This is a genomic window from Bradyrhizobium shewense (assembly GCF_900094605.1).
GTDB classification, from domain to species: Bacteria; Pseudomonadota; Alphaproteobacteria; order Rhizobiales; family Xanthobacteraceae; genus Bradyrhizobium; species Bradyrhizobium shewense.
On record NZ_FMAI01000022.1, the window covers coordinates 68247 to 79639 of the forward strand.

Sequence of the window (11393 nt, forward strand, 5' to 3'; positions counted from 1 at the left end):
CCCGGCAAGTCATGAATCGTGCGACCGAAGCGAGGATGCAATCGCGCTTCGGTCTCTTGCTTCGACACGATCGTGATGGAGAGCCGCGGTGCGCTTTGCGCCCACGCGGCTCTCTTCTTTTGAGATGCTGCTCAGCCCGGCAGCATCGCGAACGCGCTCGATACCATCGCGATCGGTTTGTTGTCGGTCGCCGAGAGCAGCGTGACGCGGCCAAAGCTCATGGTGCGCCCGAGCCGCACCACGCGCGCGTCCGCCAGCACGTCCGACGAGGAAACCGCGCGCATGAAATGCGTGGTCTGGTCGACCGTGGTCATGGGGCGGTAGCCGCGATTGGCCGCGAGGTTCGCGATCACCATCGCGGTGTCGGCGAGCGCCATCAGGGCTTGGCCGCAGACCATGCCGCCGTTCCGGCACAAGCGCTCCGAAAACGGCATGCGCAGGAGTGCGCCGGGCTGCCAGTCCGGCGCATCCGCCGGCTGCACGTGCTCGAGGCGCTCGACCGCGAGATTGAGATCCTGGACCCAGGGCGCAATAATCTCGCCGAGGATGCGTCTGGCGTCGGAGAGGCCGAATTCGGTGTCTGGCTGCATTTGCATTGCTGGCGCGCTCTCCTGTATTGCCGGATGTTTCGACCCATTGTGCGCGCATCGGCGCGGCAAAGTCACCCGGTCTGGCGCCGGTCCCGTCGGCTTGAAAATGCCTGACTTGGCCCGATATGATGGCTTGCTCGGGGTATGGGTGGATGATGTTGCGTCGGTGTGTCCTCGTCTTTTGTATGGCCGCGCTCGGCCTCGCGCTGAGCGGGTGCACCAAATGCGGTCCGATCTGGGACGACTGGCTGCATGCGCCGAAATCGTGCAGATCGGATCGGCTCTAGCGGGCCTCGGCGGTCGCGACCGGCCGCGACAAGGATGACCAGGCACGGGCGAACCGTGCCTCCATGGATGATCAAGGAGTAGACGATGAAGCTTTTCCGTTTGGCCGCGGTGCTGGCCGTGCTGGCGGGACCTGCCTATGCGCAAATGCCCAATCTGAATTTGCTGCAGGACGCCCCGAGCAAGACCCCCGAGGAAAAGGCCGCGGAAGCCGAGCGTGACAAGGCCTACAAGGAAACGCTGAAGAAGATCCCGGATTCCAAGACCTCCAACGATCCCTGGGGCGGCATGCGCGCCGATCCGCCGAAGCAGCCGGCGGCGCCGAAGGCCTCGGCCGCAACGAGCGCGCCGAAGAAGTCCAAGAGTGGCACGGCCGCCAACTGACCGCAGCTCCGTCCGGGGGCAGCACAACGCCTTTCGGACGGGACTCCTCTTCACCCGGCTTGCGCCCTACATTGGGCTGGAGCGTAGCGCGTAGAGGAGGAGGACATGGCCGACCGTCCGCGGGATCTCGCCGAGCGGATGGCGGGCCGGCGCAAGATCGCCGGCAAGCCGGGCCAAACGGTCGGCGACGGCTATCTGCGCGAGACCTTCACGCTGCCGCGCGCGGCGGCGCGGGAAAGGGCGCAGGCCTTCTTCGCCCGCTACCCCAAGGCCGGCTATATGAGCGTTGTCGAGAGCTGGCGCGAGCTGCCCGGCGGCGATATCGAATTCACCATGCGGCGGCTGCCCAGCGCGGATTGAAGCTGCTTGCTAGTCGAGGGTTTCGGCAACGATGCGGATCCGGAACACGGGCTCCTTGGTCTCGTCCAGCAGCTCCATGTGCCATTCGGAATTTTCCTGGAGCTTGCGGGCAATGCCGGCGGTCATGTCGGCGCAAACATTGGTCATCTCTTTCCAGGCCGAATTGCGATCGGCAAATTCCGTCGCCTGATCGGCGCAGCCGGAGTAACTTCCATTCCGGATTCGAAAGAAATACAACGGCATAGCTGGCACCGATCGCGCGCGTGATGGCCTCGTCCCCAGGGCCATGGGCGCGCGCAGTCCAATCCCAAACCACCGCCAGATCAATTCCGGGCGGCTACGGATGATGTTCCGCCGGGACCGCCAGCCCGGCGCAGAAGGCGCCATCCGATGCCGACCTTCATCCGGCCGGTTCAGGCCGCCTCGCCGATCGCTTCAGCTCCCGGTCGATACGCAGCTGCACGCGCCGAATCGCCAACAGATCGATTTTCGTCTCGGTCTTGCCGGTCTTGACCTGCTCGCCAACGCGGAACTGCCACTGCCAGATTCCGGGAATCGCCGTCTTGGCGACGGTGAACTCGACGCCCCTGTGATTCATGGCGACCTCCCACGATTCACTCTCCATGACTGCAAACATGTTGGGCGTCCCAATATTCCAGGACAAGCAAATTTTGTCGGTAAGCCCCGGATAGTTCGGGGATATCTCGAAAGCGCGCCTGCCCCGAAACAGGCGAAGCCAGCTCTCGAAAGACGCCGGTCCGTGAGACAGTGAGGCTGTCGCATACCCGTGGTTCTCCGACCATGAACAAAGTTCCTGGGCTGCACCCGGCTGCGTTGGTACGCCGATCGGCGCGCCGCGGGGGAGCCCGCCGGCTTCCCTGCAAGCGGCGGCATATGCCTTGCTTGGTCTGGCGACGGCAAAAACAGCAAGGGCCCGTCATGCTCGGCATTCCCCGCCGCTACAGTCATTTCGTCTTCGGCATCATCCAGTCCGGACTGACCTCACTGATCGCGGCGGGGATCGCCAGCTTGCCCGCGGGCAGCGCGATGAGCTTCGTCGGGCACTGGATGGTGTCGTGGCTGATCGCATGGGCCGCGATGTTGCCGATCGTGCTGCTGGCTGCGCCCGCGATCCGCGCCTTCTCGCTGCTCCTGACGCAGGAGGAGAGGGATCCGCGAACCGCCCGGCAGGCATGAAAAAGCCCCGTCTGGGGAGAGCCAGACGGGGCAAAAAGTCTATTGGAGGCTGAGGTGCTGGGCTGCAACACCATAGCCGCATCATCCTAGCCGGCTCCGCTTACGGCAGCCTGACAGGCGGCAGATTTCCGGGCCGACCGCCGAGGCCGCAGACTGGCCCCGCACCGGTCCCAATTTCGACATCCGTTCGCACAACTGCGGACACACCCGTCGGCAAGATTCCACAGCGTTCGGCGCAGCCATGGGGGAAACGTGGCACGCCGACCACGGGGTGGCATCATGGATAACGTAGAGCGGTCATTCGCCGCCGCGACAGCGGCTGGCTTCGTGGTGCTGGTGATCGGCCTCGTGCTGCTGGCGCTGCTTTAGGGCAGGCGTGCGGGCGACGGCCGTCCCCTGCGCTGGTGGGACGGGGGCATGCCGCATTCTCAAAACTGGAAAACAACCCCATGCACAGTAGGCGGCATGGAAATTCCGTTGTCCTCTCAGTAACTTAAATTTGGTGTTTAGATGCCGTCATCGCGCGCGATGCGCTCTGTGGGCCGTTCAAATCGACTCGACTGGGGCTGCCGACATCTTGTGGTGATGGGGCGACCGCTTCCGGCCAGCCGTATCGCCGGCGCGCTCTTGTCAGCTTCGGAAGCCGGCCCCGGCCGGGTCTAGTGGATCTTGATTTCGTTCAGGGGAAGGTGGAGCTCGGCGGCGCGCTCCTGGCGGTCCTTCTTGCGGAACTCGTTTTCCGCGCGCTCGAACTTCATCAGCTCCTCATGCGCCGCCTCCAGCAGGGGATTGCGCCTGATCGTATCGCGGTCCGTGTTGTCCGTCATGACTGAGGTCCCCAGAGTTGCGGTCCCATCCTGGAGAAGGCCCGAGACCGCGAAAAGGTTCGGTGCCGCAGGATTGCGGAATTCTGACGGCGGCCGGGCCATGCGTCTTTGATGCGCGTCAGCTTCGGCCGGGGAAGGACGTTAGGGCAGCCCTGTTATTTCGGCGGTTGCAGCCCGGGGGATATGACCCAGTCGTGCAGATGATTTGCGACGTCGGCCTGGCGGGCCTTCTTGAGCAGGGCGTCCCGCTCGGGCCCGGGTGGAAGCCTGGAGGCCTGTTCCTCGATCTGCTTCACCCATGCGGAGAGTCGGTCTTGAAGCGTCAGCTGCTGCTTGAAACGTCGCCGCCTGGACATGGCGCGCTCCTTTCCGTGCGAGGAAGGCGGGAGCGCAATCGGCGTTCTCATCACCGATAGTGGCCACGCTTCGTGCGGTGATGGCCCATTGAGGACCATTAACGGGAGCCGCGTCTGTCCAGTTGTGTGCACAACGCGAATGGGGAGGGGGACGTGGAGATGCTCACGGACAACCCCCAAATCTGCAAAAGAACATATTGCGAACCTAGAACAAATGGGGTACGTTGCTTTTATCGCCGAGCCGCCTCGCCAATCGTTTGTCCCTCACGCGAATCCTCGCCATAAGGAGCACGACCCAATGTCCGCCACTGCCCTGCGTATCGTCGAAGGATCTTCCATGGACAAGAGTAAAGCTCTGGCCGCCGCGCTCTCCCAGATCGAGCGCCAGTTCGGCAAGGGCTCGGTGATGAAGCTCGGCAAGAACGACCGGTCCATGGACATCGAGGCGGTGTCGTCAGGCTCGCTCGGGCTCGATATCGCGCTCGGCATCGGCGGCCTGCCCAAGGGACGCATCGTCGAGATCTACGGGCCGGAATCGTCGGGCAAGACCACGCTGGCGCTGCACACGGTGGCGGAAGCGCAGAAGAAGGGCGGCATCTGCGCCTTCATCGACGCCGAGCACGCGCTCGACCCGGTCTATGCCCGCAAGCTCGGCGTCAACATCGACGAGCTTCTGATCTCGCAGCCCGACACCGGCGAGCAGGCGCTGGAAATCTGCGACACGCTGGTGCGCTCGGGTGCGGTCGACGTCATGGTGATCGATTCGGTCGCCGCGCTGGTGCCGAAGGCCGAGCTCGAGGGCGAGATGGGTGATGCGCTGCCGGGTCTGCAGGCGCGTCTGATGAGCCAGGCGCTGCGCAAGCTGACCGCCTCCATCAACAAGTCCAACACCATGGTGATCTTCATCAACCAGATCCGCATGAAGATCGGCGTGATGTACGGCTCGCCGGAAACCACCACCGGCGGCAACGCGCTGAAGTTCTACGCCTCCGTCCGCCTCGACATCCGCCGCATCGGTGCGATCAAGGAGCGCGACGAAGTGGTCGGCAACACCACCCGCGTCAAGGTGGTGAAGAACAAGCTGGCGCCGCCCTTCAAGCAGGTCGAGTTCGACATCATGTACGGCGAGGGCGTCTCCAAGATGGGTGAGATCCTCGATCTCGGCGTCAAGGCCGGCATCGTCGAGAAGTCTGGCGCCTGGTTCTCCTATGACAGCCAGCGCCTCGGCCAGGGCCGCGAGAACTCGAAAGCGTTCCTGAAGGCCAACCCCGACATCACCGCCAAGATCGAGACCTCGATCCGCCAGAACTCCGGCCTGATCTCCGAGCAGATTTTGGCCGGCACGCCGGAGAGCGACGCCGACGGCGAGGAGCCGGCGGAGGAGTAAAATCTAACGCGAAGAGTTTTCGCGAGGAGCGGGCGCTGAAGACGTTGAGTTGCCGACGTCGTCAGTGCCCGTTTCGTTTTGCGTGAGGGTGGGGGGCGCGCCGACGATGAAACGGATGATTCTGACCAGTTCGTCCGGCGCTGGCCTCACCTATGCCGATCGCGCTGACATGGTCGTCCCGTTGATCTTTCGATTCGTATCTGGGCCCCTGCCTACGTCGCACCACCTCGAAGCGTACCTCAAGGGAGGCCGTCACATCGGCGAAGTGCGGTGGTCCGATCTTGTTGCCCGATCTCCCGAGATGGGCCTCGCGCACAAACAGCTCCCGCTAGATTGGTTCTGCAAGGCCTACGGCTTCGATCTCATCGAACTGTGGTTTGATCCGCGTCCGAACGATCAACTGCAGCTGGTCTGGATTCTCGATTACCTGCGCTCACAATCCTACATGGCCGAGCGACTTAAATTGCGGCTCGTCGATTTCGATCTGCTCGAATCAGACGCTGCGAGGCTGCGCGATCGTGCCGTGCGGGTGTTCGACGTGACGGAGCCCGACTTCGAGGCCGCTCGCATGGCCTGGGAAGCTTATCGGGCCCCCACGCCGGAGCTCTGTTTTGGACTGCTGGGGCGTGAGTTTCCCACGCTGCCCTTCCTGAAGCCGGCGATGGAGCAATTGCTGGCAGAACTACCGTCAACGACGACTGGACTGGGCGCGACGGAATCGCGGCTTCTCGATCTGATTGCGGCGGGCTACAGCCGCACAAAGGAGCTGTTTCAGCCGGGCGGGCTGCTCGAAACGCGCGTGTTTGACCAGTGGGAGCTTGGGCCGTTGCTCGAAGGGCTTGCGTCCGGCCCGATGCCGGCGATCGCAGGTCTCGATCCGAAACTCGATACGCTCCCCCCGCACGATGCGCGAGGTCGAAACGCCGCCTTTCGCCGGAGCCGGCTGTCGCTGACGGAGTTTGGCAAAGCGGTTCTGGAAGGTCGGGAGGATTTCCGCCGGTACAATCCGATTCGGCGCTGGTGGGGCGGTACGTTGCTGACCAACGATCGACTGTGGCGGTGGCAGGAGGAGAGTCGCTCGTTGATCGCGCCTTAGGTCAGGAGCCGTAGGGTGGGCAAAGCCGCGTAAGCGCCGTGCCCACGATCTTTCACGTCATGCAAAGGCGGTGGGCACGCTTCGCTTTGCCCACCCTACGAGACTCCGTCGCGCCTTATTCCGCAGCTTCCGCGTAATCGCTCACCGGCGGGCAGGAGCACACGAGGTTGCGGTCGCCGTAGACGTTGTCGACGCGGCCCACGGGGCACCAATATTTGTCGGTGCGCGAAGTGCCGGCGGGGAAGCAGCCCTCAGCGCGGGTGTAGGCGCGCTTCCAATCATCGTCGGCGATGTCGTGAACGGTGTGCGGAGCGTGGCGCAGCGGTGAGGCCTCGATCTTGAAGCGGCCGGCTTCGACCTCGGCGATTTCTTTCCGGATCGCGATCATGGCATCACAAAAACGATCCAGCTCGGCCTTGGATTCCGATTCGGTCGGCTCGATCATCAGCGTGCCCGGCACCGGGAAGCTCATGGTCGGCGCGTGGAAGCCGTAGTCGATCAGGCGCTTGGCGATGTCGTCGACGGTGACGCCGCTCGTCGTCTTAAGTGGACGGGGATCGACGATGCACTCATGGGCGACGCGGCCCTTGGCGTTCTTGTAGAGCACCGGGAAATGCGGATCGAGGCGCGCGGCGATGTAGTTGGCGTTGAGGATCGCGATCTCGGTGGCGCGCTTCAGGCCTTCACCGCCCATCATGAGGATGTAGATGTAGGAGATGGTGAGGATCGAGGCCGAACCGAACGGCGCGGCCGAGACCGGGCCGACCGGTGCGTCGCCTTGGGTCGCCGGATGACCCGGCAGGAACGGCGCCAGATGCGCCTTCACGCCGATCGGGCCCATGCCGGGGCCGCCGCCGCCATGCGGGATGCAGAAGGTCTTGTGAAGATTGAGATGGCTGACATCGGCGCCGTAATCGCCGGGCCTGGAGAGACCGACCTGCGCATTGAGGTTGGCGCCGTCGAGATACACCTGGCCGCCATGGCCGTGCACGATGTCGCAGATCTCGCGAATGTGCTCCTCGAACACGCCGTGTGTCGAGGGATAGGTGATCATGACCGCAGCGAGATCGTTCGCATGCTTCTCGGCTTTGGCGCGGAGATCATTGACGTCGACGTCGCCGTTCTTCTCGCAGGCGACCACCACCACGTCCATGCCGACCATCGCGGCCGAAGCCGGGTTGGTGCCGTGGGCGGAGGAGGGGATCAGGCAGATCTTGCGATGCGTCTCGCCACGCGCGGCATGGTAGCCCCGGATGGCAAGAAGTCCGGCATATTCGCCCTGCGCGCCCGAATTCGGCTGCAGCGAGATCGCGTCATAGCCGGTGATGTCGCACAGCCATTTTTCCAGCCGCGCGAACAGCGCATGATAGCCGGCCGCCTGCTCGCGCGGGACGAACGGATGCAGCGAGCCGAACTCCGGCCAGGTCAGCGGCATCATCTCGGTGGTCGCGTTCAGCTTCATGGTGCAGGATCCCAGCGGGATCATCGCACGGTCGAGCGCGAGGTCGCGGTCACTGAGCTTGCGCATGTAGCGCAGCATCTCGGTCTCCGAGCGATGCGCGTGGAAGACGGGATGGGTGAGGAAGGAGGTCGCGCGCTTCAGCGCCTCCGGCAGCGCCTCGCGCGTGGTCGCCTCTAACTCGGCATAGGCGAGCTTGCCGCCGAAGGCGCGCCAGACCGCTTCGACCGTCGCGGGCGTCGTGGTCTCGTCGAGCGCGATGCGCAAGCTGGTGGCGCCGACGCCGAGATTGATCTTCTCGGCTGCCGCGCGTGCGACGATTTCGGCGCGCTTGGCGCCGGCATCGACGCTGATCGTGTCGAAGAAGTCTTCGCTATCAGGCGCGAAGCCGAGCTTGCGCAGGCCGCTCGCGAGCACGGCGGCGCGGCGATGCACATTGCGTGCGATCTGGGTCAGGCCTTCGGGGCCGTGATAGACCGCGTACATCGAGGCGATCACGGCCAGCAGCACCTGCGCGGTGCAGATGTTCGAGGTCGCCTTCTCGCGGCGGATGTGCTGCTCGCGGGTCTGCAACGCGAGGCGATAGGCAGGCATCCCGCGGGAATCCACGGAGAGGCCGACGATGCGGCCGGGCAGCGAACGCTTCAGCGCATCGCGCACCGCCATATAGGCCGCGTGCGGTCCGCCATAGCCCATCGGCACGCCAAAACGCTGCGCGGAGCCGATCGCGATGTCGGCGCCGAGCTCGCCGGGCGAGGCGAGCAGCGTCAGGGCCAGCAGATCGGCGGCAACGATCGCGAGCGCGCCCTTGGCCTTCAATGTTGCGATCGCGGGCCTGAGGTCGCGCACTGCGCCCGAAGAGCCCGGATATTGCAGCAGCGCGCCGAGCACGTCACTCCCAGCGAGATCGGTGAGGGGATCGCCGACGATCAGGGTCCAGCCCAGCGGCTCTGCGCGGGTGCGCATCACAGCCAGCGTCTGCGGATGTACATCCTTGTCGACGAAGAAGGCCTGCGCCTTGACCTGCGAGTGCCGCTCCGCGAGCGCCATCGCTTCCGCCGCGGCGGTGGCCTCGTCGAGCAGCGAGGCGTTGGCGACGTCGAGCCCGGTGAGGTCGCAGATCATGGTCTGGAAGTTGAGCAGCGCCTCCAGCCGGCCCTGGCTGATCTCGGGCTGGTAGGGCGTGTAGGCCGTGTACCAGGCCGGGTTCTCCAGGATGTTGCGCTGGATCACCGCGGGCAAAATCGTTCCGGAATAGCCTTGGCCGATCAGCGAGGTGAAGACCTGGTTCTGGGCTGCGAGCTCGCCCATATGCGCGATTGCCTCGGTCTCGCTGAGCGGCTTGCCAAGATCGAGCGGGGCGGCCTGCCGGATCGAGGCCGGCAGCGTCTCCGCCATCAGGGCGTCGACGCTCTTGGCGCTGACGGTTTCGAGCATGGCGGTGACATCGCGCGCCGACGGGCCGATATGGCGGCGAACGAAACTGGCGGCGGCGTCGCCGTTGGTTTTGCGGTGCGCGGTCATCGCTTGCTCCATCGTCCTTAAGCCGTATGTGCCTTGTACGCGGCTTCATCCATCAGGCCGCCGAGTTCGCCCTTGTCGGCCATCTTGATCTTGAAGAACCACGCCTTGCCTTGCGCGTCCGAGTTCACCAGCGCCGGCTCGGCCGCGAGCTCGGCGTTGGTCTCGAGCACTTCGCCGGTCACGGGCGCGTACACGTCCGAGGCCGCCTTGACGGACTCAACCACGGCGGCGGCTTCCGCCTTCTTCAGGGTGCGGCCGACCTTGGGCAGTTCGACGAACACGACGTCGCCGAGCTGCTGCTGGGCGTAGTCGGTGATGCCGACGGTGGCGACGTCGCCCTTGATGGCGAGCCATTCATGGTCGGAGGTGTACAGCGTCGTGGTCATTGTCGAATCCTCAGCGTTTGTAGGTGTTCTTGACGAAGGGCATGGCCGCGACAGCGACCGGCAGACGCTGGCCGCGCACCTCGGCGAAGAGTTGTGTGCCGAGCGCGCTCGATGCGGTGGGCACATAGCCCATCGCGACCGGCGCATTCAGGCTTGGGCCGAAACCACCCGATGTGACTTGTCCGATCGGCTCGCCGCCGGCGCTGTCAGCAAACAGTCGCGCGCCCTCGCGGACCGGCGCGCGTCCCTGGGCAAGCAGGCCGACGCGGCGGCGGGCCGCGCCGTTGTCGAAATGCGCGAGGATTTTTTCGGCGCCGGGAAAGCCGCCGGCACGCGCGCCGCCGCTGCGGCGCGACTTCTGCACCGACCATTCCAGCGCGGCCTCGACCGGCGTGGTCGTGGTGTCGATGTCGTGGCCGTAGAGGCAGAGCCCGGCTTCCAGCCGCAGGCTGTCGCGGGCGCCGAGGCCGATCGGCAGCACGTCGGTGTTTTCGAGCAGCGTTTTGGCGAGACGTTCGGCGTCGGCTGCGGGAACCGAAATTTCAAAACCATCCTCGCCGGTGTAGCCGGAGCGCGAGACGAAACAGTCGAGGCCGGCCACCTTGCGGGGGTCGGAATCCATGAACTTCATGGCGGGCGCCTCTACACACAATTTCGCCAGCGCCGCCTCGGCCTTCGGCCCCTGCAGCGCGATCAGCGCACGGTCTGTGAGGGAATCGATGACGCAGTCGCCAGAGAGATTCGCGCGCAGATGCGCTTCGTCGGCGTCCTTGCAGGCGGCGTTGACGACTAGGAAGAGGTGATCGCCGAAATTGGCGACCATCAGGTCGTCCAGAATTCCGCCATCGGCGTTGGTGAACTGGGCGTAGCGTTGCCGTCCCGGCGCGATCGCCACGATATCCTGCGGCACCAGCCGTTCCAGCGCGCGGGCGGCGTCCTCGACCCTGCCGGATTTCGGCCTGAGCGCGATCTGGCCCATATGGGAGACGTCGAACAGGCCGGCGGACGCTCGGGTATGGAGGTGCTCCTTCAGCACGCCCGCGGGGTATTGCACGGGCATGTCATAGCCCGCGAACGGCACCATCTTGCCGCCCAGGGAGACATGAAGCCCATGAAGGGGCGTACGTTTCAGGGAATCTTGGTCGTCGTGCGCTAGCATCACAGGGGCCCTCGGCGGTTCCCCCGGGACGATTCCCTGAGGACACCGGTCGAAGCCCCATCTGTCGCTGTGCCTGAGAGTATTATCCCGTCGGCGGGTGCCATCCGGGTCTAAACCCGTCGGCGCCTCTTTCCAGATGCTGTCAAAGCCACGCGGTCCTTTTGCCTGAGAGTTTCCGGGGCGGTTGCTCCTTCGGCGCCGGCTGCCTAAAGCCGGTCTCTCCCGACGTGGCCGTACGATACAGATGGGTACAGACCACAGGGCGGCCAAGCCTGTCAACGCGGGCTTTGCGGCTTTCAACGGGATTGCGCGCCTGCGGCAACGCTTTGATCTCTCTGCACAGTTTCTGGACAGCGAAGCTGGCCTTGTCTAAAAGCGCTTTG

13 protein-coding genes and 1 riboswitch are annotated in these 11393 nt (G+C 64.7%); of the genes, 5 read left to right on the forward strand and 8 right to left on the reverse strand.

The window, feature by feature from the left end:
- Nucleotides 1-131 precede the first annotated feature (131 nt).
- Nucleotides 132-596, reverse strand: coding sequence for a PaaI family thioesterase (locus tag GA0061098_RS32180; protein ID WP_091965474.1), 465 nt, complete (start codon nt 594-596; stop codon nt 132-134).
- A gap of 366 nt (nt 597-962) precedes the next feature.
- Here GA0061098_RS32180 and GA0061098_RS32190 point away from each other — a divergent pair, with 366 nt between their 5' ends.
- A complete protein-coding gene (locus GA0061098_RS32190; protein ID WP_091965475.1) occupies nt 963-1259 on the forward strand; it encodes a hypothetical protein in 297 nt (98 codons plus the stop codon).
- Nucleotides 1260-1364: 105 nt separating this feature from the next.
- A complete protein-coding gene (locus tag GA0061098_RS32195) occupies nt 1365-1619 on the forward strand; it encodes a hypothetical protein (protein WP_091965476.1) in 255 nt (84 codons plus the stop codon).
- A gap of 9 nt (nt 1620-1628) precedes the next feature.
- Here GA0061098_RS32195 and GA0061098_RS32200 read toward each other — a convergent pair whose 3' ends face one another.
- A complete protein-coding gene (locus tag GA0061098_RS32200; protein WP_028142812.1) occupies nt 1629-1862 on the reverse strand; it encodes a DUF6894 family protein in 234 nt (77 codons plus the stop codon).
- A 157-nt stretch (nt 1863-2019) separates the two neighbouring features.
- Nucleotides 2020-2217 carry a hypothetical protein gene (locus GA0061098_RS32205; protein ID WP_091965518.1) on the reverse strand — a complete coding sequence of 66 codons (198 nt, stop codon included), beginning with the start codon at nt 2215-2217 and terminating at the stop codon, nt 2020-2022.
- 341 nt (nt 2218-2558) lie between these two features.
- Between GA0061098_RS32205 and GA0061098_RS32210 the strand changes: the two genes are divergently transcribed.
- The gene (locus GA0061098_RS32210) at nt 2559-2816 is read left to right on the forward strand and encodes a DUF2798 domain-containing protein (RefSeq protein ID WP_028142814.1); all 258 of its coding nucleotides are present in this window, start codon (nt 2559-2561) and stop codon (nt 2814-2816) included.
- 659 nt (nt 2817-3475) lie between these two features.
- Here the strand turns inward: GA0061098_RS32210 and GA0061098_RS32215 are convergent.
- Together GA0061098_RS32215 and GA0061098_RS32220 are read right to left on the reverse strand one after the other, a co-directional pair.
- Nucleotides 3476-3643, reverse strand: coding sequence for a hypothetical protein (locus tag GA0061098_RS32215; RefSeq protein ID WP_165637734.1), 168 nt, complete (start codon nt 3641-3643; stop codon nt 3476-3478).
- A gap of 155 nt (nt 3644-3798) precedes the next feature.
- Nucleotides 3799-3999, reverse strand: a complete 201-nt coding sequence (locus tag GA0061098_RS32220) for a hypothetical protein (RefSeq protein WP_091965477.1) — start codon at nt 3997-3999, stop codon at nt 3799-3801.
- A gap of 298 nt (nt 4000-4297) precedes the next feature.
- Here GA0061098_RS32220 and recA point away from each other — a divergent pair, with 298 nt between their 5' ends.
- Together recA and GA0061098_RS32230 are read left to right on the forward strand one after the other, a co-directional pair.
- Nucleotides 4298-5386: a recombinase RecA gene (gene recA, locus GA0061098_RS32225; RefSeq protein WP_091965478.1), complete on the forward strand. Its 1089-nt coding sequence runs from the start codon at nt 4298-4300 to the stop codon at nt 5384-5386.
- Between the two features lie 115 nt (nt 5387-5501).
- Complete coding sequence (locus GA0061098_RS32230; protein ID WP_347337548.1) at nt 5502-6482, forward strand: hypothetical protein; 981 nt, start codon at nt 5502-5504, stop codon at nt 6480-6482.
- Nucleotides 6483-6597: 115 nt separating this feature from the next.
- Here the strand turns inward: GA0061098_RS32230 and gcvP are convergent, their stop codons facing one another.
- The 3 genes from gcvP to gcvT are packed head-to-tail and all read right to left on the reverse strand — an operon-like array spanning nt 6598 to nt 11010.
- Complete coding sequence (gene gcvP / locus GA0061098_RS32235; RefSeq protein ID WP_091965520.1) at nt 6598-9465, reverse strand: aminomethyl-transferring glycine dehydrogenase; 2868 nt, start codon at nt 9463-9465, stop codon at nt 6598-6600.
- 17 nt (nt 9466-9482) lie between these two features.
- Nucleotides 9483-9851 (reverse strand): glycine cleavage system protein GcvH, encoded by a 369-nt coding sequence (gene gcvH, locus GA0061098_RS32240; RefSeq protein ID WP_091965480.1) that lies wholly within the window; start codon nt 9849-9851, stop codon nt 9483-9485.
- Between the two features lie 10 nt (nt 9852-9861).
- Nucleotides 9862-11010: a glycine cleavage system aminomethyltransferase GcvT gene (gcvT, locus tag GA0061098_RS32245; protein ID WP_165637735.1), complete on the reverse strand. Its 1149-nt coding sequence runs from the start codon at nt 11008-11010 to the stop codon at nt 9862-9864.
- 144 nt (nt 11011-11154) lie between these two features.
- Nucleotides 11155-11245: riboswitch (glycine riboswitch) on the reverse strand.
- Nucleotides 11246-11393: the final 148 nt, after the last annotated feature.

Coding starts and splice junctions, on each gene's coding strand:
- GA0061098_RS32180 (WP_091965474.1), bottom strand. CDS start 596: ATGCAAATGCAGCCAGACACCGAATTCGGCCTCTCCGACGCCAGACGC.
- GA0061098_RS32190 (WP_091965475.1), top strand. CDS start 963: ATGAAGCTTTTCCGTTTGGCCGCGGTGCTGGCCGTGCTGGCGGGACCT.
- GA0061098_RS32195 (WP_091965476.1), top strand. CDS start 1,365: ATGGCCGACCGTCCGCGGGATCTCGCCGAGCGGATGGCGGGCCGGCGC.
- GA0061098_RS32200 (WP_028142812.1), bottom strand. CDS start 1,862: ATGCCGTTGTATTTCTTTCGAATCCGGAATGGAAGTTACTCCGGCTGC.
- GA0061098_RS32205 (WP_091965518.1), bottom strand. CDS start 2,217: ATGAATCACAGGGGCGTCGAGTTCACCGTCGCCAAGACGGCGATTCCC.
- GA0061098_RS32210 (WP_028142814.1), top strand. CDS start 2,559: ATGCTCGGCATTCCCCGCCGCTACAGTCATTTCGTCTTCGGCATCATC.
- GA0061098_RS32215 (WP_165637734.1), bottom strand. CDS start 3,643: ATGACGGACAACACGGACCGCGATACGATCAGGCGCAATCCCCTGCTG.
- GA0061098_RS32220 (WP_091965477.1), bottom strand. CDS start 3,999: ATGTCCAGGCGGCGACGTTTCAAGCAGCAGCTGACGCTTCAAGACCGA.
- recA (WP_091965478.1), top strand. CDS start 4,298: ATGTCCGCCACTGCCCTGCGTATCGTCGAAGGATCTTCCATGGACAAG.
- GA0061098_RS32230 (WP_347337548.1), top strand. CDS start 5,502: ATGATTCTGACCAGTTCGTCCGGCGCTGGCCTCACCTATGCCGATCGC.
- gcvP (WP_091965520.1), bottom strand. CDS start 9,465: ATGACCGCGCACCGCAAAACCAACGGCGACGCCGCCGCCAGTTTCGTT.
- gcvH (WP_091965480.1), bottom strand. CDS start 9,851: ATGACCACGACGCTGTACACCTCCGACCATGAATGGCTCGCCATCAAG.
- gcvT (WP_165637735.1), bottom strand. CDS start 11,010: ATGCTAGCGCACGACGACCAAGATTCCCTGAAACGTACGCCCCTTCAT.